This is a genomic window from Aromatoleum toluolicum (assembly GCF_012911005.2).
In the GTDB taxonomy this organism is placed as follows: domain Bacteria; phylum Pseudomonadota; class Gammaproteobacteria; order Burkholderiales; family Rhodocyclaceae; genus Aromatoleum; species Aromatoleum toluolicum.
This window is the reverse complement of record NZ_WTVS01000026.1, coordinates 45,402-63,694: the sequence shown is the minus strand read 5'-3', so window position 1 is coordinate 63,694 and position 18,293 is coordinate 45,402. Positions and strand designations below refer to the sequence as shown.

Genomic DNA, 18,293 nt, shown 5'->3' with positions numbered 1-18,293 from the left:
CGGCGGCGCAGCTGGCAACTTCGGCCTACGGCTCATCCGCCCTGCGAACTACAGGATCAGCCTGCCCCCCGGCAGGCTTCCTGCCTGCTCCAGCCGCGTGACCGTGGGGCCGAGGTCCAGGCCGGTCTTTTCCTTCAGCGTGCGGGCGCGGTCGCGTAGTTCTGTCACCGGAATGTCGATCCGGTCGCCCTCCGCACCGAAGGCGACGACGTTGCCGCTGTCGCAGGACGGGAACGCGATCGCGCGGTCGTCGAAGGCGGTGATGATGCGCTCGACGCTGGCACGGAAGCCGCGCGAGCGTCCGAAGAGATTCACCGACATCAGCCCCTGTTCCGACAGCCGCGCCCGTGCCGCCGTGTAGAACGGGGCGGTGTCCAGCGCGCCGGCGCGGGCGTTGCGGTCGAAGCCGTCGACGAGGATGAGGTCGAACTTGCGCTCCGTCTCCATCACGTAGCGCACGCCGTCGCCGACGTGGATCGCCAGCCGCGGGTCTTCGTCCGGCAGCTTGAAGAACTGGCGCGCCGCGGCGACGACGCGCGCTTCGATCTCGACGACCTGGGTGCGCGTCTGCGGGCAATGGTGATGCAGGAAGCGCGTCAGCGATGCGGCGCCGAGTCCGATCACGAGCGCCGTGCGCGGCCACTCCTCGGCGTCGCGCAGCAACAGGCCTGCCATCATCTCGCGCGTGTAGGCGAGTTCGAGCGCGTTGGGGCGGCGGATACGCATTGCGCCCTGTACCCACTCGGAGCCGAAATGCAGGTAGCGGACGCCGCCGTCCTCGCTGATGTCGATGGGCGTGCTCATGCGGTCATGCGCTTCAGCGCGTAGAGATGTTCCAGCGCCTCGCGTGGGCTGAGGCTGTCGGGATCGATTTCGGAGAGCGCGGTGAGCGCCGGATGCGACAGGGGTTCGTCGTCCGCTTCGGGCAGCGCGGCGAACAGGTCGGCCTGCGGGCCGGCGCCGACTTCGCGGTTCTCCAGCGCGCGCAGACGGCGCTTGGCGTCACGGATCACCGAGCCGGGAATGCCGGCGAGCGCCGCGACCTCGATCCCGTAGCTCTGGCTCGCGGGGCCTTCCTCGACGGCGTGCAGGAAGACGATGCGGTGCGCGTGCTCGACCGCGTCGAGGTGTACGTTGGCGCACTCGGGATAGTCGGCGTTCAGGCGCGTGAGTTCGAAGTAATGGGTGGAGAAGAGCGTCAGGCAGTGGTTCTTGTCGAGCAGGTGGCGCGCGATCGCGAAGGCCAGCGCGAGGCCGTCGAAGGTCGAGGTGCCGCGGCCGATCTCGTCCATCAGCACGAGGCTCTGGTCGGTGGCGCCGTGCAGGATCGCCGAGGCCTCGGTCATCTCGACCATGAAGGTCGAGCGGCCTGACGCGAGGTCGTCCGAGGCGCCGATGCGCGTGAAGATCGCGTCGAGCGGGCCGATGCGCGCGGCCTGCGTGGGCACGAAGGCGCCGACGTGGGCGAGCAGCGCGATGAGCGCGACCTGGCGCATGAAGGTCGACTTACCGCCCATGTTCGGGCCGGTGATCATCAGCATGCGGCGCGTGGGCGCGAGGCTGCAGTCGTTGGCGATGAAGTTCTCGACCTGGCGTTCGACGACCGGGTGGCGGCCGCCGACGATGTCCATGCCGGGCTGGTCGGAGAACGTCGGGCGGACGTAGCCGTAGCGCACGGCCGCCTCGCCGAAGGCGCCGAGGCCGTCGAGGCAGGCGAGGGAGCGGGCGATGTGCTGAAGTTTCGGAATATGGGCGACGAGGTCTTCGAGCAAGGCCTCGTAGAGCATCTTCTCGCGGCCGAGCGCGCGCTCCTGCGCGGACAGCGCCTTGTCCTCGAAGGCCTTCAGCTCGGGGGTGATGTAGCGTTCGGCGTTCTTCAGCGTCTGGCGGCGGCGGTAGTCGTCGGGCACCTTGGCGGCGTTCGCGTGGCTGACTTCGATGTAGAAGCCATGCACCTTGTTGAACTCGACCTTCAGGTTGGCGATGCCGCTGCGTTCGCGCTCGCGTGCCTCGAGCGCCATCAGGAACTCGCCGCAGTTGGTCTGGATGCCGCGCAGCTCGTCGAGTTCGGCATCGAAGCCGGCGGCGATGACGCCGCCGTCGCGCACTGCCGCGGCGGGTTCCGGGGCGACCGCGCGCAGGAGCAGGTCGAGGGCGGCTTCCGGTATGCCGAGCCCGGCCGCGAGTTGGGCGAGCAGGGCGGATTGCGGACGGCCGAGCGCGTCGTGCAGTTCGGGCAGGCGCGCAAGGCTGTCGCGCAGCGCGGCGAGATCGCGCGGGCGGGCGCTACGCAGCGCGATCCGCGCGGTGATGCGGTCGACGTCCGCGACGCCGCGCAGGGCCTGGCGGGCGTTCGCGAGCATGCGCGCGTCGCCGCTGTCGTTGCCGATCAGCTCGCTGACGGCGCCGTGGCGCGCGGCGGCGTGATGACGGTCGCGCAGCGGGTGATGCAGGGCGTGGCGCAGCCAGCGTGAGCCCATGCTGGTCACGCACGAGTCGAGCAGCGAGAGCAGGGTGGGCGAGGGCTCGCCGCGCAGCGTCTCGGTGAGTTCGAGGTTGCGCCGCGTCGCCGCGTCGAGGCGGAGGTATTCGGATTCGCGTTCGACCTTGAGGCTGGTGACGTGTTCGAGGCTCTGGCGCTGCGTGCTGCGCGCGTAGTCGAAGAGGGCTGCGGCAGCACCCAGCGCGACCGGCATGTCTTCGACGCCGAAGCCGGTCAGGTCGCGCGTGCCGAAGTGGTTGGTGAGCAGCCGTTCGCCGGTTTCGCCCTCGAATTGCCAGTCGGCAAGGCGGCGCAACACCGGCGACAGCGTCTCGACCAGCGGCAGCGCGAGGCCGTCGGGCACGAGCACCTCGGCGGGACGCAGGCGTTCGAACTGGGCCTGCAAGTGTTCGGCGGGACATTCCAACACGCGCAGATCGCCGTTCGCGAGGTTCAGCCAAGCGAGGCCGAGCACGCCGCGATGCAGGTTCGCGGCGAGCAGGAGCGAATCGGAGCGGTCGTCGAGGAGGGCCGCGTCGGTGAGCGTGCCCGGGGTCACGATGCGGCTGACGGCGCGCTCCATGGGTCCCTTGGTGGCACCGGGGTCGCCGACCTGCTCGGCGATCACGACCGATTCGCCGAGCTTCACCAGCCGCGCGAGGTATTGCTCGACCGCGTGAAACGGGACGCCGGCCATCTTGATCGGTTGTCCCGCGGATTGTCCGCGCGTCGTCAGGGTGATGTCGAGCAGTCGGGACGCCTTCTCGGCATCCTCGAAGAACAGCTCGTAGAAGTCGCCCATCCGGTAGAAGAGCAGCGTGTCGGGGTGCTGCTGCTTGATCCGGAGGTACTGGACCATCACGGGAGTATGACCCGTTCCGCGCCCGTCCGTAACATCCTGTTTTGCTGTCAATTTCCAGCCTAGTCCGTTGTTTCGTATGTAGTTACGCGCAGTTCGCGTCTTTGTGTCGAATAACGGCGACACCCGTCAAAACTTGCCAACACTCGGCAGAGTGGCGTAGCTTTTCGGCTATCCGAAAACCAGACCTTACGCCGGCCATCGAATCCGAGGTTACGCCGGGACGGTAACGTCATAGCCGAAGTTACGCCGGAATGACCTTTGACGCGCGCACCATCAAGCTCCTGCCTGCGGGCGAGCATCTTACCAGCCCTGAATTTCCCGGTCTGCGGATCGTCGCGACGGAGAGCGGGCGGGCGTGGACGTACCGCTACAAGAGCCCGATCGACGGACGCATGCGGCAGACGAAGCTCGGCGACTGGCCGGCGCTGTCGCTGCACCTGGCGGTCGCGGAATGGGATCGGCTGCGCAAGGCGCGGGATGCCGGGGAGGATCCGGCGCTGGCCGCGAAGGAGGCGCGGGCAGAGAAGCGCCGACAGGCTGACGCGAAGCGCCGGCAGGCCGTCACCGCGGCCTATACCGTGCTCGACGTGTGCAACGACTATTTCGTTGGGCACATCCGTATCACCCGGCAACGAAAGGGCGCAACCGAGATCCGGCGCATGTTCGATCTGGACCTCGGCGACGTGGCTTCGATCCCAGCGGCGGAGCTCACCCGCAGCCAGGCATTCGACCTCATCAAGTCACTTTCCGAGCGGGCCCCGGTGCAGGCGCAGAACCTGCGCTCGGAGCTGGGCGCGGCGTGGGACTACGCCATAGACTCGGGGAGGCTGCCGGAGACCGCTGCGAACTGGTGGCGGCTGATCCTGCGCGGCAAGATCAAGAGCCGAGGAAAGAAGATCAACGGCGAGCACGTCGGCACGGCAAAGCGCGTGCTCACTGCCGAGGAGGTCGGAGATGTTATCCGCTGGCTACCGAACTTCTCGTCGCTCGTCGAGGATGTGCTGACGCTCTACCTCTGGACGGCGACGCGCGGCGCCGAGATCTGCGGCATGTGCGGCAGCGAAGTCCGCGAGGAGGCCGACGGCGTCCTGTGGTGGCAGTGCCCGAAGGCAAAAACGAAGAGCGCTCGCCACGAGAACGCGACCGACCTGCGTGTGCCGCTGTTCGGACGGGCGCGCACCGTCGTGTTGCGCAGGAAGGATCTGTACGGGGCCGGGTATCTATTCCCGGCGAAGACCAAGGAAGTGAAGCCTGTCGAGCAGAAGACGGTCCAGGTCGCCGTCTATCACCATCAGCCGTACAGCCGCACGCGGCCGGATGAGCCGCGCCCGCGGCTGCCAGTGACGCACTGGGCGCCGCATGATCTGCGCCGCACATCGCGCACGATGCTCGCTTCGATCGGCTGCCCGAACGAGGTCGGCGAGGCGGTCATCGGGCACATGCAGCCGGGCATTGTCGGGACGTACAACCTGCATTCCTACGATGCGGAGCGGGTGGAGTGGCTCCGGCGGCTGGATGCGCACCTGGAAGGCCTAGCGCGGCGGTAGGCGTCAGGCGATCCTATCCAGCGGGCTGACGGTGCCGCGCCCGCCACGGTTCAGGACGTGGGTGTAGATCATGGTCGTCTTCACGTCGCTGTGCCCGAGCAGTTCCTGCAGAGTCCGGATATCTGTTCCCGTCTCGAGCAGGTGCGTCGCGAAGCTGTGCCGCAGCGTGTGCGGATGCACCAGCTTCGGAATGCCGGCCGCCCGCGCCGCGGCCTTCACCGCTCGCTGAATCACCCACTCGCCGACGTGATGACGGCGATAGACGCCGGTCCGTGGGCAGGTGCTGTAGGTCTTCGCCGCGAACACGTACTGCCACGCCCATTGCTGGCCAGCCTGCGGATACTTCCGCTCGATCGCGTCCGGGAGTTCGACGTCTGCGTGACCGGTGGCGAGGTCCTTGTCGTGCATCATCCGCCGCGCCTGGAGATGGTCGCGCAGCTCGTCGACGAGTGAGGCCGGCAGCATGGTGACGCGGTCCTTGTTGCCCTTGCCCTCTCGTATGATGATCTCGCGTCGCTCGAGATCCACGTCCTTGACGCGCAGTCGCAGCCCCTCGAGCAGCCGCATACCTGTGCCGTACAGCAGCTTGATGATCGTCCCGGAAGTGCCATGCACATGGCGGAGCAGGGCCTGCGTCTCCCGTTGCGTCAGGACGACCGGGATGCGCTTGCTCTCGCGCGCCCGGGTTATGCCGTCGATCCACGGCAGATCGATGCCGAGGACGCGCTTGTAGAGGAAGAGGACGGCGTGCAGCGCCTGGTTCTGGGTCTTCGCGCTGACGTTCTCCGCGGTCGCGAGATGCGACAGGAATGCCTCCACCTCCGCTGCGCCCATCTCGCGCGGCGAGCGCTTGCCGTGGAAGAGAATGAAGCGCCAGATCCACTGACAGTAGTTCCGCTCGGTCGAAAGGGCATACCGATTCACCCGGAGCGTCTCGCGGACGTGCGCCATCAGACCGGGCTGCTGTGCCGCCTTGGCGGGTGTCGCGTTTCGTTCAATGGTTTCAGTCATGGCAAGGGTTCCCGGGTGATCGTGGAACGTTAACCGACGATTTCTCTCTGTTAATTGGAGTTGGGCGTCAGCGCCTCGCGGCACAGATCCCGCAAGTTCTCGTTTCGACGCACCTTGAGTCCTTCAGGCGGAGTCTTAGCCGCGTGGATCTCGGCGTACTCGCCGAAGGTTTTTGCTGCGATCTTGACTGCATGACGCAGCCGTGCGTTTTCTTCGGTCAGTCGGTCGCATTTCTTCCGCCAGCCCTCGGCAACCTTCTCGACCCGGCGCGGAAATTCAACCTGCTTCACGTTCTCCAGCTCGGCGCGGGAGGCGCACGGCCCGAGACACCAGTCGGTCATGTTGCGTTCGGCGAACCATCGACCAACAACCTCGGCCGCTTCGATTACTTCCTTCGGTGGCATTTCCATCGCTTTCCCTTTCTCCAAACACGCCCAACTCGTTAATCGAGCGGACCCGAATACTCGGGCCGCTCATTGCGTGCGTTCTGTGTCAGCTTCGATTCGGCCAGCGCCTCGCGCAGGATGTTTTCAGCCTTGAACAGCGCGCCCTTGGTGTCCGGCTCCGAGAGCAGCATGCGATAGCAGCGCTCGACATCCGAGGCCAACTTTTCGCGCTTCCGCCGCTCGTTGTGCCAGCGGTCGTAAAACTGCGCGTGCTCACGCTCCAGCACCTCAAGCCGCGCGGCAGCGTGTTTCATCCGCCGGCCGCAATCCGGGCACTCGGGCGGGTCTTCGTAGCTCGTCGCGCCGCATTCGCAATCAAACTGCATGTTTCGTCCTCCGTAGTTACCGCCGCCACAGAACCCAACGTCGCAGCCGACCGGGGGCCGGCGGTGGCTTTTCTCAACCAGCCTCGCGCGGTCGGCTGGGCTCCGCGTTCTCACGCCGCAATCTGCTTCCGCGGCTTCTTCGCCCCGGTATTCGGCGGCGGCAATAGGTTGGACGCCGGCCGGCTCTCAGCCCATTCCTCAACCTCGCGCACGAGCCACGCCACACGACGGCCGGACAACTGGCGCGGACCGGGGAACTGGCCCTGCCGGACAAGCTCCTGCACCGTCGTCGCCGATAGCGCGACGATTCCTGCGACGGTCGGGAGATCGACGTAGATGGGCTTGATTGCCGCTGCTTTGCTCATGCTGCACCTCCGAACAGATCGCGCTGAACCGGCGCCACCGCCTCAGCCATCGCGCGCCGCCGAGCATTCCCCGCCCAGCGCAGCAGCGTGAAGCTGAAGCCTCGCTGTCGGCGGGTGAAGTGCCGCGACTGTGCGATGCAGACCTTCGCGTAGTGGATGTTGCTGGCGCGTTCGGTCATCCCTGAGCCCTCCGTTCCTGCACCAGCGTTTTCGTGACCCTGGCGCTCGCCTCGACGGCCTGGCGGAACAGCTCCGCCGGCTGCCGCACCCAGAAGTCCCGGCTGGTCTCGACCAGCGCATGCAGGGCGTTCAGCTCGTCCGCATTGCAGCCGAACTTCCCCGTCTTCTGCTCGCGATCCCGGATCGTCTTGAGCGCATCCAGCGCGATCCGCGTCACCTCGCGCACGGCCTCGAAATCGGCCTTGACGTGCGCCGTCTCGATCTTGTGGCAAACGGTCAGCATCAGCACGTTGCGGCTGTCGGCGAGCACGTTCCAGTGCGTGCCGCGGGCGTAGCCCCGCCGGAAGGCATCGACAGCCTGGCGCTCGAGCATCTCGATCTCGTCGTACTGGCCGATCATGTGCCGGTTGTGCTGGATGTTCTGGAGCTTGGCGCTGCGGGACTCGTCGCGGCGGTTGAGCATGTGGGCGAGGTGACGGGTCATTGTTTTCCTGCTCCGAGTTCGCGCGCCTCGTTGATCGCATCCGCCATCGCACACGCGAGGCTGCTGTGATTGCCAACGGCCTCGATCTTGCTGCCGCGGGCACTGCGGAAAATGATCTCGACCTTGAAGCTTGCTTTCGGCCTGTCGCCGAGGTCGGTGTGCTGCCATACGCGAATCGCACCGAGCGTTGCTGCTTCAGCGAACAGCGAATCGAGCGTTTCGCGGTGCAGAGTTTCCAGAGGGATGATGTTCATTGCGCGACGTCCTCCCGCACGCGAATGAACCCCTCCGCCTCGCGGCCCATGTCGCAATACCGCTCCGTCCAAGGCGTCGCCGGCCCCATGTCATCCAGCGCCACAAACCGCAGGCAGTCGGCCTTGCGGTCGCAGTCGCAGCCCTGACAGCGGCACTTGTCGTAATGCAGGTCTGGCGCTTTCATTTGGCGCTCTCCTCATCGGCTTCGGCGGCCTCCCACAGATACGGACTCCGCGAATCGTCCCGGCGCACGCGCCCCTCCGCTCTCATCTCCCGCAGATCCTTGACCGTCGTCTCTGCACTCACGCCGAAGGCCGCAGCGATGTCGCTCGATTTGTACCCGCCGTGCGTGCGCAGGTACTCGACGATGCCGTTGCGGCGGGCCTCCTTCGCGGCGCCGCGGGCGATGGGGGCACCGCCGTTGGTGCCGAGCCCGAACAGGGAGTAAGGAACTTGGGGCAGCTGTCCGGTGCGCGACGCAGGCTGAGTGCACGCGCCGTTCGCGGCGGCGAGTTGCGTGGCGATGGGGATCATTTCGCCGGCCTCCACTCGGCACCACGGACCGCGCGACCGATCGGCACCAGGGCGAACACCTCGCCGCGACCGGAGCCGTTGCGTGCGGCGGCCAGCGCGTGCGCTTGCGCCTTGTCCTGCTTCGTGACGATGCGGTGCGCGCGCTTCGGGGCTCGGACGAGATAGCCGGCCGGGGCGATGCTCTCGACCGTCGGGCTGACCATGCCGTCGAGCTGCTCGCGCAGCGCGGCACAGGCGGTGCGCTCGGAGCCGAGGAGATGTTCGAGCTTGTCGGCGAGGGCCTTCGCGTTGGCGAGGTCGGCACGCAGGCCGTCGATCACCTTCACCTTTGCGGCGACGGTGTCGGCCTGGGCGGCCTGCTCGCCGCGCACCAGCGTGACCAAGTCCGCAACCATGAACATGCCCACGACCATCCCGCTCTGGTCATACACCAGTTGATTTCCAAGCTTTTCGATGCGCGACGCCAGCGCCGAATCGCTGCGGGGATGTGCGCCCGAACTGAAAGCAACGTCATTCGGGTCATACTCCGGCGCCGGGATGGCGCGCACGGTCGCCGCACCGCCTGCGCCGTTGGCGGCCGGCGCCTCCTGAACCGTCAAGGATTCCTTGACAGCTGCCTGCGGCGTCGTGCGCAGCAGCCCGTAGTAGGCTTCGAATCGGCCGGTCTTCGGCTTGTGATCGATCTGCCCTTGCTGCGCGAGTGCCTTCAGCTGCGCCTCGACGGCCTTCTTTTCCATGCTGGTGATCAGACACAGATCGGCCACCGTCAGCATCTCGTGCGAGGACGCGAGGGCGGTTTCGACTGCCTTGGTATCGGTGCTCATGCTGCGATTACCTCCCGGGTGCCGTCCGCTTTCATGGCGGACACGATGCCGTCGCTTTCCATCTGCTCGATGAGCCGCGCTGCGCGGTTGTAGCCGATGCGCAGATGGCGCTGAATCAGGCTGATGGACGGTTTGCGCTGCTCAATGACGATGCGCTTTGCGTCGGGGTAGAGCGGGTCGTATTCGTTGCCGGCGCCGATCAGGACGTTGCCTTCGCCGTCGCTGATGGTCATGGATCCGCCGTCCGACGCGGCCAGCGCGGCCAGCCTGTTGAAAGCGCCCCGGGCACTCTCGGCATGCGCGACCAGGTCTGCGTCGCTCTTCACCATCAGCCCGCCATGCACGTAAATCAGCTCACGCATCAGAATCCCGACCTCGCTCGCAGCGAGCAGGAAATCCGCGTCGAACTGCTCGATCGCGTCGTCGGCCTGCTCGCGGCCCTGCATCGGCACATCCAGCAGCACGACGCGCTTCACCTCCATCTTCTCCGTCAGCACGAAACTCACGCGGTCGCTGAACGTCAGCGCGAGGCTCGCCGGCAGCTTCCCGGCAGCGAGGTGATCGCGCACGTCGTCGCCGTGCAGGTCGTGCCGCGTGTAGCGGACGGACGCGCCATCCTCGCCGACCGATACCAGCTCGCATTCCTGATCGATGCTGAAGCCCTGCGGCGCGTCGCCGGAGGCGAGCCAGTCGGCCATCGTCGTCGTCGGCGTGCGCTCGGTGCGCAGCATCTCCACCGGCAGCATGTCGAGCGCTTGGTGCAGTTGCGAAAGCACGTCCTCTGCGCGGTTCGCGCTGGCGGCATCGACGATCAGCAGCGACGATGCCGGGTCGATCCAGGCGAGCGTCCGGCGCTTCCGCGTGAAGGCCTGCGGCAGCAGTTCCAACAGCACCGCCTCCTTGATCTCCTTCATCTGCTTGCGGCCGGGCTTGAAGCCCTGCATCTGCATCATCTCTTCGGCCTTCAGGTCGGCATGCTCGGCGACGACGTAGGCCGGCAGCAGCCGCTCTTCCGTCTGCAGGCACACGAGCAGGAAGTCGCCGACCTGATGGCAAAGATTCGCCTCGTCGCGCGGCGGCACGAAACCGCTGGATTCGTGGTCGAGCTGGCAGCAGGGTTGGAACGTGCGGCGCGAGAGGTATTCCGACATCGCGTCGGCGTCCCACGGCCAGCCGGACGGGAGGTGGTAGGCGAGGGCGTTGCGGATCATGCCGCCTCCAGAAGCTGAACGCACACGGTCGAAAGATGGCGAATCAGCGCCGTACAGATGCGGCCGACGTCCGACTCGCGGTACAGCACCGCGGAGCGCTCGCGCCCGACGGGCTGGATGCCCAGTTCGGCGAGGCCGGCGGCGCTGAGACTGATCGGTGACAGTCGCTCGTTGATCTTTCCGAGGGTGATCGTTGCTGCGCTCTCTGCCGGGGTGGGGGTGGGCTCGACGGCCGGCTGTGCCGCCGGCTTCATCCGCTGGACGTTCTCGGCCTCGCGCTGCCGGCGCTGCTCGGCATCGACGGCTTCCTGCTGGCGCCTCAGCTCCGCGCGCTCGGCGTCGAGCTTCGCCTGTTCAGCGGCACGCTCGGCGGCGGCTTTGCGGTCGATCTCGGCCTGAGCTTCGCGCGCTGCGCGCTGCGCCTTTGCTTCTTCCTCGGCACGGATGCGCTCACGCTCGGCAGCCAGTCGGCGTTCCTCGGCTTCCTTCCGCTGATTGACGCGCACCTGGATGAGCGCGGCGAAGTCCTCGGGCGCCTTCGTGCAGATCTGCGCGAAGTCCGGCGCGAGGCTCATGTCCTCGACGCTCTTGCGGTTCGCGTCGATGCGGTCGGCGAGCGCGTTCGCGTCGACTTTGGCGTTCGCCAGTGCAACGCCGACCTTGTCCCGCATACTGTCGAGCGACTTCAGGCCCTTCACGGCCTCGCCGAACATCGCGGCGCTGTACGCGCCCGACGGGATGAACTGCCCACCGAGGCGCTGGTTCAGGTTGCCAATGTGATCCAGCAGTGCTTGATACGCCTGCGAAACGATATGCAGCTTCCGAGCTTCCTTCTCGGTCTTCACCAGCTTGTCGAGCTTCAGGCGCACCGCGCGCGCCTCGTCCTTGATGGTGTCGATCGTGCGGAACAGCTCGTCAATGCTGGCCGTCTGGCTCAGCGCGTGCTGCTTGGCGCCGTCGAGCTTGTCTTCAACTTCCTTCGCCCACTTCACCGCCTTCTCCGCGTCGGCGAAATCGGCATCGGTCTGCAGGTCGGTATTGATGCTACGGAAGACGGCGAGCGCGTGTTCCTGGAACGCAGCGAGGTTGCTGGCCGTGACCATGCCCGTGACTTCGATGCGCAGCGCCGGCAGCGATTCCGGGGCGCGGCCGATCGGCGCGTCGGCCTTCGGCGCCTCGGGCACGTAGTCGGCGAGATCGCGGTCGAACTGCTCCCACCCCGCCATCAGGCGAGCGATGCGCTCGGGCGTCGTGCGGTACTCGCACCAGACGGTGCGCTCGGGCGTCCCGTCGGAGCAAACGAAGATGATCTTCTCCAGACCGAAGACGGCGATCTGCTGGTCGAGCTGCCATGCGTGGTAGTCGGGCACTTGGCCGGCACGTACCGAGGCGGCAGTCTCCTCGCTCCAGAGCTTGCATTCCATGCCGACGTCGAACAGCATCGTCGCGCCGTCTGAGCTGGCGAGGTACTTGCCGGAATCGTCCGTCGCAACGACGGGATACAGCTCCTCGCCGAGCGAGTCCTCGATCATCTGCCTAGCGATGGCTTCGACTTCATGCCCCTTGTCGAAGAGGAAGCGCTGCACCCAATCCGACACGTCCGGCGTGATTCCCGTCTTCTTCATGAAGAGCAGCTCGGTGCGCGAGCACTGCTTATGCACGCCCATCATGGCCGGCGCCTCGGATGCGTTGTGGGTAGTGGCGCGGGCCGCATGCCATTCGGGCGTGCCCTGCTGTACGTTCAGTTCGATCACTGCTGCTCTCCTTCATAGGCGGCGGTCCATTCGGCGTCGGCGACATCGCCGGCCTGCAGCTCAGGACTCGGCGGGTTGCGGATCGCGCTCTTCTGCGCTTCGCTCAGGGTGTATTTGCTCGAGCTGCGGGCGATGACCTGATCGGCGGAAACCTTCCCGGCCTCGATGGCGTTGAGCCACTTCGGGAGGTTTGCGGCGAACTCGTCGGCAGGGTAGGGCGGCAGTGCCTGCGGCTCGTGCGCACGCGGCGCCGGCTGGCGCTCCGAAGCGACGACCTCGGCGGCGCCCATGTCGCGCTCGGCCGGAAGGTCGCGCGCTTCCTCGGAAGAGATGAGGCCGCGCAGCGCATCCGGGAACGCATCGCGCAGCGCGAAGCCGCGTGCACGCATCTGAAGCATTCGCTTCGGATACTGCGTCCATGGGCCTTGCTTACCCGTCAGGCCGGCGCGCTTCGCGTCTTCCATCGTGAAGGTCTGGCTCACCTCCGGCTCGCCGCGGCGCTTGAGGGTGCAGGTCGCGACGTTGCCGTCGCACTCCTCCTTGATCCACTCGAAAGCCGGATGCGACTTCACCAGGCCGAGCATCGCGTCGCCCCACAGGCTCGGGCGTCCGTTGATCACGGCGATGGACTGCATCGCCTGCATCGGCTGCAGGCCGAGTTCCATGCCCCATTGGATGGCGACGAGGCAGTTACCGGGCTTGCCGACATAGTCCTTCGGCACGAGGACTGAACTCGCCAGCATGTCGGCAAAGCGCAAAGCCTCGTCGATATCCTTGGGCGCGAGGGAAAAGTTCTGCTTTTGCGCTTGCAGCGCGGTGACGTTGCTCATGGTGGTCCTCACTTCAGGGTGTTGGGGGTGTGCGGCGACTGCGCCAGATTCACCGGGCTCTCGCCGCAGTCCATGTCGCGGATCGAGTCGGCGATCTGCTGCCGGTCGGCCTGCTCGCGGGCGGCGATCCGCTCGGCGGTGGCGGCGTCGTGCCATTGCAGCAGCGCGAACAGGCCGAAGATCGCGGCGATGTAGGTCGCGGTGCGGCCGGCGCTGAGAGGCTTGGCGGCGCTCATGACGCCACCCGCGCCGCGTAGTAATCCGCCTCATCCTCGCGATCCATCGCATCCACGCGGCGCTCGGCTTCGGCCTCGGCGGCGATCTCGACCACGCGCCGGCAGGCCTCGATGGTGATCTGCCCGACGCGCATCGCATCGCCGGCCATGATCGCGGCGCAGATCGCTGCATCCTCGCTGCGCAGGAAGAAGCCGCGCGCCTCATCGACGCGAACGATGTCCTGCATGTACTCGTCGAGCACGACAGGTGTCAGCAGCTCGACGGCCTGCTCGCGCGCTGCCGTGTCGGGCGGCTCCGGCGCTTCGATCGGTGCCGTGATGTGGTGGTAGTTCGTGTGCAGCATGGATTCCTCCTAGTTGCTGGTGACAATGCGAAGCGCGACGTGCAGCGGCACGAGGTGCGCCCGGAGATGCTCGGCGGCGGCGCGCGCGGTCATCTCGCCGCGCTGTACGCGCAACTGGACGACGTTGCAGAACTCGCGCATCACCCAGTCGCTGCGCATCTCCATGAACCGTGCCGTCATTTCAGGCCCTTCGCCGTGCGGAACGGGCCGCGCTGGCGGACCTGCTTGAGCGCGAGCATCAGATGCAGCGCCGTCGCCTGCCGGTGCTCCGGCTCGTGCCTCTGCCCGTCGTTGAGGTCGGGGCGTTCCTTCGTGTGCCTGAGCAACATGTTTCACTTCCTCCTCGGTCGCGGCAGATGGCTGCCGATGTGCCAGCCCGCGCAGTGCGGGCAGTGGTAAGCGTTGATGCGTTCGCAGTGCGTGCTCGCGCTGCGCTTGGCGACCTTCCGGGCCTGAGCGAGCGACGGAAAGCGGTGCTTGCCGTAGCAGGTCGCCGTCGAGTCGGTCGCGTCACCCCGGAGCGTCATGGCTCACTCGTCGCCGATCGACAGGCCCAGCGCTTCGCCGAGCAGGATCAGGACGGCCGCGCAGGCGCTCATTGCTAGATCGGTAAGGGCGCGCATGTCAGCGCCCCGGCGTGTGGGTCAGAACGTCGCCGACGGCCGTAGCGAGGCCGGCGTACAGATCGACCAGCACGGAACCGATCACCCCGGCGACGACTAGCGCAGCCAGAACGGCGACGATCACGAACAGGCCGCGTTCGGTGCGGCGGGATTCGATGTGGCGGCGGGGTAGGTTCGGCATGTCGGGCTCCCGGTGGGCTTTAGCTGTCCTGCTGCTGACTGAACTATACGCACACGTATAAATTAGTCAATACGTACGCGTATAAAAAAGCGCACGACGCCGCGCGCCAGATTCGCGGAGGCAAGAAAAAGCCGCCTCGTGGGCGGCTGTTCGGGGTGGGGGTTAAATCAGCGGTCGGCGCTAATTGAGAACGTCTCTACTTCTGCGCTTCTTTTCGGCCGCCTCCACCGCGCCGTCGGCACGTCTGCGGGCCCGTTCGTACTCCTCCCATGCTCGGTCATCTGTCAAATAGACGCCGACGCTCTTCAAACGGGTAGTCCATTCAAGCTGCAGGCTCTGTCCGCCGTTGCGCCACGATTCTGTCATGAATGGAGGGCTTCGTTTCAAGGAAGGTCGCTTGCCATACAAGTCCGTGAACGCCGTCCTGAAACCTGCCGCGTCAGACCAATCAAGCCCATCGAAACGGATCACAATGCGAATAAGCGCGCCATTCCAAAATAAGAGCTTGGCTGGCTCGGATGGCTTTAGTCCGGCCACGCTATCGAATCGCACATCACAGCTTGTGGCAGGGAAATCGAAGCCGCCAACCCCAATTGTTGTAAGTAATTCTTGAAGCCTGACGACCTTCCCGTCCTGGCAGGCCGACGACTCGTCCTCGCCGAGTCGATGCCCTTTGATTTGGAATTCTGCAGCAAGTGAGTTTCCGGATGATAGAAGGACGAAAGCGGCGATGGCGGAGCAAGTTGTTAGATTCATAGCGAATCTCCATGTATTTCAACTACATCGTGCGATCTTCGAGTAGATATCCCAAAAGTTCTGGTCGCTTTGGATGTACGCCTTTTCTGTAGTGCTTAGCCAGCCTTTCTGTACTACGAAGAACAGTTGCGGAGCATCGAGCTTTCCAGTCGAGGCGTCCCATCGGCCAGCGACACCGCACACGTAATGCTCTCCGGTGCGGTTGTTGTCGCTGTATTTCGTAATAGTGACAGATGAGCCGTGGTTGTTTCCGATACGATTCAGAACGGCGTTCTTAGCAGAGATGCTCGACATTCTTCCGACCGCAATGCCAGAAACGACGAGGATCGCAACTCCTCCGATGATCGACGTTGCGAGTACCTTAAGAAATTTCGACTTTCGAATGCGATATCCGCACGACGGGCAGAGCTTTGCTTTGTCGCTGACGTCCTTCCTACATTCAGGGCATGCAATGATGGCCATTTCATCCTCCTTATGCCCAATGCAGCGGGCTTGGCTGTACCCTAGTGTCGTGAAGGCAAAACGGCTATGGCATTATCGTAACGCTACCCTCGTGACAAATGTCATGGGCGAAACATGGGAGACTCGGGGCAATGAGATGCCTGCCATTGGCCGCCACCCACCTTGCGGCACGCCGACCTGATCCTTGACCTCGGGTAATGAGCAGAATCTTCGCCGTGCTATCCTTCACCCATGAGCACGATCACCTTTGATACCCTGAAGTACGCAGAACGGCTGGAAAAAGCCGGGCTCACGCGCGAACAGGCCTCGGCGATGGCCGAAGCGCAGAAGGAAGTCTTCGCCGAAGCGCTCGAAACGCAGCTCGCGACCAAGTCCGACGTCGACCGCCTTGAAAACCGTATCGAGCAGCTCGAGCTCAAGCTCACGATCAAACTCGGCGCGATGATGGTCGTTGCTGTAGGCGCGGTCGCGGCGCTCGTCAAGCTGATCTAGGATTCCCCTGTGGTTGCTTCGTCCCGTACCGCCCCTGCCGAGGCCGATGCGTAAGCCCCGCCTCTACAGCATTCAGTCCAGGAACGCCAGAGAGTGCGAGCAGGTTCTGAGCGAACTGCTTGCGCTGGCGAAAGCGGGGCGAATTTCCGGCCTGAATTGGTCGGCCGTTACGGATGGGCGCGAGATCCTGTCTGGACGTGCCGGCGTGATGCAGCGCGACGAAGGTCTGGCGTTGCTGTCGTCGTTCCGCAAGGCCTCCGACATCGCCAACGGCTGCCCCGAATCATAGAAATGCAGGCGCGGAGTGCCCGCTCCACGTAGTCTGCGTCCAGACGGCTGCGGGGCCCCGAAGAGCCCCCCGACACAGGCGCGCTGCATCCCCACTCGACCCGCATTCAGCGGGTTTCTTTTTTGCGCCTGTCGCCAGATCTGCGATCTGAGATCATTCCGCCCCTGGACTTAACAAACCTGCTTCCTGCGGGCATCCGCAAGCTTTGCGGCGCAGGCGTTTCCGCGCTGTCCGTCCGCAGCATTGCTTCGATGCGCCGCCTGGCTGCAGGCTCGTCATTGACCAAGGCTTCGTAGCTGACCCCGAACCCTCGCAGGGCCCCGGCTACGACATCCCGGATCACCTCGTACGTGATCGCGGGGGAGGCATATTCTGGTACAGGCTCGTGCGCGGGGGAATTGGACGAAGGTGATACGACCGTGTCGTAATTCACGGATTCGCCAGATGGGGGCTCATTTTCCGGTGGGGCCTTATCCGACTTTTCGCCCGCAGGAGCCTCTAGCGCAAGGGCGGCGCCGGATTCCAAGTCCTCAACCGAGCACCCATAGAACTTGGCGATGACCTTCAGTTTGTCATAGCTAGGGTGCTGGATATCCCCGCTGATAATGCGATACAGGGTCGCCTGCGTCATCAGCATCTCTCTGGCTTGAGCTGTGAGCGATTGGCCGGTTTTTTCCTTGCGCCGCTCTACCAGCTCCCGAATTGTGTCTCGCGCGCTCATATCGTCACTATGCAACAGCGTATTAAACGCGTGCGTATTGACTGAGTTATACGGATGCGTATAGAGTGCATCCATGCCGACCGTACAAGAAATCATCCTGCGCCTCCGTGCCGCGGGTTATTCGCAAACGCGCATCGCGAATGAGATTGGCGCGCCCCAGCCTCGCATCTCAAGATGGGAGCGCGGAGAGGCGCCAGATTCCGCTGATGACGCCCTGAAACTGGCGAACCTGCTTGCACAAGTCGACGCAGCGCCCGTCACAAGCGAGGGCGTAGGTGCCGACATAACGTCGCCATCAGGTGCCGCATGACCTCCCGTTCCATCGTTGTCTCCCTCCCGGCCTCCTCCGGGCTTGCGCCGGCCCCGAGTGGGGTCGGCGTTCTTTTCCTTAGAGACAGCATGGCGGGCGCTACACGCAGATTCCAGCAGATTCGCACGCGAAATTCTGCGAGCAACTGCGACCACACCACGGGCACGCTGGCCACGAGATGACCGACCCCCTGCAGACCCTGATTCTGCGCCGCTTGGCGTCCGTGAAAAACGAAGAGGTCGGGCGCGCCATTGGTCACGACGAAAGCCACGTTTCCCGGATCGGGAGGGGCGAGCGGGGCCTGCGGCTGGAAGAGCTGGGCGCGTTCCTCGAATCGCTCGGGCTGAAGGTCGTCGAGGTCGGCGGCGACAGCGTGACGATCCCGGCTGAAAAACTGCGCGCCCTGAAGGTGCTGGCGCGCGACGGACTACGCCACATCGGAGGTGACGAATGAGCAAGCGCGATCACGAAGACCCCTTCAAGCCCCTCGAATTCGCGGCCTGCCTCGTCCTGGTCGGCGTCGTCGTCGCGGCGGTCGCCGTTGGCCTCGAAACGGCCGCACGGCTGTTCTGGTGATCGCCATGACTGCCGAGATCGTGGTTCTGGCCGAATACCGCGCGCGGGCATCGCTGCGCCTGACCTTCGACCCGCTGGTGCTGTGGCGGGCGTGGTTCAGCTTTTGGATGGGGTCGATGGCCCCGAATCGCCGGGCCGCTCGCGCGGGCTCTGGCGTGGTCCGCGCGCTGGTGGCGCGGTAATGAAAACGGC

31 protein-coding genes are annotated in these 18,293 nt (G+C 65.3%); 7 read left to right on the top strand and 24 right to left on the bottom strand.

Translation table 11 applies throughout. The annotated features are described in order from the left end of the window. Positions 1–48: 48 nt before the first annotated feature. Both GPA27_RS13750 and mutS read right to left on the bottom strand, forming a co-directional pair. Positions 49–804, bottom strand: coding sequence for a fused MFS/spermidine synthase (locus GPA27_RS13750; protein WP_169141190.1), 756 nt, complete (start codon positions 802–804; stop codon positions 49–51). Then, the gene (mutS, locus tag GPA27_RS13745; RefSeq protein ID WP_211164992.1) at positions 801–3,341 is read right to left on the bottom strand and encodes a DNA mismatch repair protein MutS; all 2,541 of its coding nucleotides are present in this window, start codon (positions 3,339–3,341) and stop codon (positions 801–803) included. The genes GPA27_RS13750 and mutS overlap by 4 nt, the downstream gene beginning before the upstream one ends. Positions 3,342–3,595: 254 nt before the next feature. Between mutS and GPA27_RS13740 the strand changes: the two genes are divergently transcribed. Beyond that, on the top strand, positions 3,596–4,891 hold the full coding sequence (locus tag GPA27_RS13740) for a tyrosine-type recombinase/integrase (protein WP_169141188.1): 1,296 nt from the start codon (positions 3,596–3,598) through the stop codon (positions 4,889–4,891). A gap of 3 nt (positions 4,892–4,894) precedes the next feature. Here the strand turns inward: GPA27_RS13740 and GPA27_RS13735 are convergent, their stop codons facing one another. From GPA27_RS13735 to GPA27_RS13630, 21 genes are all read right to left on the bottom strand, one after another. Next, on the bottom strand, positions 4,895–5,902 hold the full coding sequence (locus tag GPA27_RS13735; protein ID WP_169141187.1) for an integron integrase: 1,008 nt from the start codon (positions 5,900–5,902) through the stop codon (positions 4,895–4,897). Between the two features lie 50 nt (positions 5,903–5,952). Further along, a complete protein-coding gene (locus GPA27_RS13730; protein ID WP_169141186.1) occupies positions 5,953–6,312 on the bottom strand; it encodes a hypothetical protein in 360 nt (119 codons plus the stop codon). A gap of 32 nt (positions 6,313–6,344) precedes the next feature. Next, a complete protein-coding gene (locus GPA27_RS13725; protein WP_211164991.1) occupies positions 6,345–6,674 on the bottom strand; it encodes a hypothetical protein in 330 nt (109 codons plus the stop codon). Positions 6,675–6,784: 110 nt separating this feature from the next. Further along, on the bottom strand, positions 6,785–7,039 hold the full coding sequence (locus GPA27_RS13720) for a helix-turn-helix transcriptional regulator (RefSeq protein WP_169141185.1): 255 nt from the start codon (positions 7,037–7,039) through the stop codon (positions 6,785–6,787). Further along, a complete protein-coding gene (locus GPA27_RS13715; protein ID WP_169141184.1) occupies positions 7,036–7,218 on the bottom strand; it encodes a hypothetical protein in 183 nt (60 codons plus the stop codon). The genes GPA27_RS13720 and GPA27_RS13715 overlap by 4 nt, the downstream gene beginning before the upstream one ends. Further along, positions 7,215–7,703 (bottom strand): hypothetical protein, encoded by a 489-nt coding sequence (locus GPA27_RS13710; RefSeq protein ID WP_169141183.1) that lies wholly within the window; start codon positions 7,701–7,703, stop codon positions 7,215–7,217. The genes GPA27_RS13715 and GPA27_RS13710 overlap by 4 nt, the downstream gene beginning before the upstream one ends. Next, positions 7,700–7,957, bottom strand: a complete 258-nt coding sequence (locus GPA27_RS13705) for a hypothetical protein (RefSeq protein ID WP_169141182.1) — start codon at positions 7,955–7,957, stop codon at positions 7,700–7,702. Before GPA27_RS13705 ends, GPA27_RS13710 begins: the two co-directional genes overlap by 4 nt. Next, on the bottom strand, positions 7,954–8,142 hold the full coding sequence (locus tag GPA27_RS13700) for a hypothetical protein (RefSeq protein ID WP_169141181.1): 189 nt from the start codon (positions 8,140–8,142) through the stop codon (positions 7,954–7,956). Before GPA27_RS13700 ends, GPA27_RS13705 begins: the two co-directional genes overlap by 4 nt. Further along, positions 8,139–8,492 (bottom strand): DeoR family transcriptional regulator, encoded by a 354-nt coding sequence (locus tag GPA27_RS13695; protein WP_169141180.1) that lies wholly within the window; start codon positions 8,490–8,492, stop codon positions 8,139–8,141. Before GPA27_RS13695 ends, GPA27_RS13700 begins: the two co-directional genes overlap by 4 nt. After that, positions 8,489–9,316 (bottom strand): hypothetical protein, encoded by an 828-nt coding sequence (locus GPA27_RS13690; protein ID WP_169141179.1) that lies wholly within the window; start codon positions 9,314–9,316, stop codon positions 8,489–8,491. Before GPA27_RS13690 ends, GPA27_RS13695 begins: the two co-directional genes overlap by 4 nt. Continuing rightward, entirely contained in the window at positions 9,313–10,527 is a 1,215-nt protein-coding gene (gene rdgC, locus GPA27_RS13680) for a recombination-associated protein RdgC (protein ID WP_169141178.1), read from the bottom strand. The genes GPA27_RS13690 and rdgC overlap by 4 nt, the downstream gene beginning before the upstream one ends. Continuing rightward, on the bottom strand, positions 10,524–12,281 hold the full coding sequence (locus GPA27_RS13675) for a YqaJ viral recombinase family protein (RefSeq protein WP_169141177.1): 1,758 nt from the start codon (positions 12,279–12,281) through the stop codon (positions 10,524–10,526). Before GPA27_RS13675 ends, rdgC begins: the two co-directional genes overlap by 4 nt. Continuing rightward, positions 12,278–13,111 (bottom strand): recombinase RecT, encoded by an 834-nt coding sequence (locus tag GPA27_RS13670; RefSeq protein WP_169141176.1) that lies wholly within the window; start codon positions 13,109–13,111, stop codon positions 12,278–12,280. The genes GPA27_RS13675 and GPA27_RS13670 overlap by 4 nt, the downstream gene beginning before the upstream one ends. 8 nt (positions 13,112–13,119) lie before the next feature. Beyond that, the gene (locus GPA27_RS13665) at positions 13,120–13,347 is read right to left on the bottom strand and encodes a hypothetical protein (protein WP_169141175.1); all 228 of its coding nucleotides are present in this window, start codon (positions 13,345–13,347) and stop codon (positions 13,120–13,122) included. Next, entirely contained in the window at positions 13,344–13,691 is a 348-nt protein-coding gene (locus GPA27_RS13660; protein WP_169141174.1) for a hypothetical protein, read from the bottom strand. The genes GPA27_RS13665 and GPA27_RS13660 overlap by 4 nt, the downstream gene beginning before the upstream one ends. A 9-nt stretch (positions 13,692–13,700) precedes the next feature. Then, on the bottom strand, positions 13,701–13,871 hold the full coding sequence (locus GPA27_RS13655; RefSeq protein ID WP_169141173.1) for a hypothetical protein: 171 nt from the start codon (positions 13,869–13,871) through the stop codon (positions 13,701–13,703). Beyond that, positions 13,868–14,020, bottom strand: coding sequence for a hypothetical protein (locus GPA27_RS13650; RefSeq protein ID WP_169141172.1), 153 nt, complete (start codon positions 14,018–14,020; stop codon positions 13,868–13,870). Before GPA27_RS13650 ends, GPA27_RS13655 begins: the two co-directional genes overlap by 4 nt. A 3-nt stretch (positions 14,021–14,023) precedes the next feature. After that, the gene (locus tag GPA27_RS13645) at positions 14,024–14,218 is read right to left on the bottom strand and encodes a hypothetical protein (protein ID WP_169141171.1); all 195 of its coding nucleotides are present in this window, start codon (positions 14,216–14,218) and stop codon (positions 14,024–14,026) included. A gap of 97 nt (positions 14,219–14,315) precedes the next feature. Next, positions 14,316–14,495: a hypothetical protein gene (locus GPA27_RS13640; protein WP_169141170.1), complete on the bottom strand. Its 180-nt coding sequence runs from the start codon at positions 14,493–14,495 to the stop codon at positions 14,316–14,318. 180 nt (positions 14,496–14,675) lie between these two features. Beyond that, on the bottom strand, positions 14,676–15,251 hold the full coding sequence (locus tag GPA27_RS13635) for a hypothetical protein (protein WP_169141169.1): 576 nt from the start codon (positions 15,249–15,251) through the stop codon (positions 14,676–14,678). Positions 15,252–15,269: 18 nt separating this feature from the next. Further along, positions 15,270–15,713 carry a zinc ribbon domain-containing protein gene (locus GPA27_RS13630; protein ID WP_169141168.1) on the bottom strand — a complete coding sequence of 148 codons (444 nt, stop codon included), beginning with the start codon at positions 15,711–15,713 and terminating at the stop codon, positions 15,270–15,272. Between the two features lie 231 nt (positions 15,714–15,944). Between GPA27_RS13630 and GPA27_RS13625 the strand changes: the two genes are divergently transcribed. Next, positions 15,945–16,205: a CCDC90 family protein gene (locus GPA27_RS13625; RefSeq protein ID WP_169141167.1), complete on the top strand. Its 261-nt coding sequence runs from the start codon at positions 15,945–15,947 to the stop codon at positions 16,203–16,205. 46 nt (positions 16,206–16,251) lie between these two features. Further along, positions 16,252–16,494 carry a hypothetical protein gene (locus GPA27_RS13620; protein ID WP_169141166.1) on the top strand — a complete coding sequence of 81 codons (243 nt, stop codon included), beginning with the start codon at positions 16,252–16,254 and terminating at the stop codon, positions 16,492–16,494. A 106-nt stretch (positions 16,495–16,600) separates the two neighbouring features. On the opposite strand, the gene GPA27_RS13615 is transcribed toward GPA27_RS13620, so the two are convergent. After that, the gene (locus GPA27_RS13615; protein ID WP_246261099.1) at positions 16,601–17,311 is read right to left on the bottom strand and encodes a helix-turn-helix domain-containing protein; all 711 of its coding nucleotides are present in this window, start codon (positions 17,309–17,311) and stop codon (positions 16,601–16,603) included. On the opposite strand from GPA27_RS13615, the gene GPA27_RS29490 reads away from it, so the two are divergent. The 4 genes from GPA27_RS29490 to GPA27_RS13600 all read left to right on the top strand — a co-directional run bounded on the left by GPA27_RS29490 (position 17,289) and on the right by GPA27_RS13600 (position 18,283). Continuing rightward, positions 17,289–17,525 (top strand): helix-turn-helix domain-containing protein, encoded by a 237-nt coding sequence (locus tag GPA27_RS29490; protein WP_169141164.1) that lies wholly within the window; start codon positions 17,289–17,291, stop codon positions 17,523–17,525. The two genes, GPA27_RS13615 and GPA27_RS29490, sit on opposite strands and share 23 nt — an antisense overlap. A gap of 178 nt (positions 17,526–17,703) precedes the next feature. Continuing rightward, the gene (locus GPA27_RS13610) at positions 17,704–17,979 is read left to right on the top strand and encodes an XRE family transcriptional regulator (RefSeq protein ID WP_169141163.1); all 276 of its coding nucleotides are present in this window, start codon (positions 17,704–17,706) and stop codon (positions 17,977–17,979) included. Next, on the top strand, positions 17,976–18,101 hold the full coding sequence (locus GPA27_RS13605) for a hypothetical protein (protein ID WP_256222946.1): 126 nt from the start codon (positions 17,976–17,978) through the stop codon (positions 18,099–18,101). The genes GPA27_RS13610 and GPA27_RS13605 overlap by 4 nt, the downstream gene beginning before the upstream one ends. 5 nt (positions 18,102–18,106) lie before the next feature. Beyond that, positions 18,107–18,283 (top strand): hypothetical protein, encoded by a 177-nt coding sequence (locus GPA27_RS13600; protein WP_169141162.1) that lies wholly within the window; start codon positions 18,107–18,109, stop codon positions 18,281–18,283. The last annotated feature ends 10 nt before the right edge of the window (positions 18,284–18,293 follow it).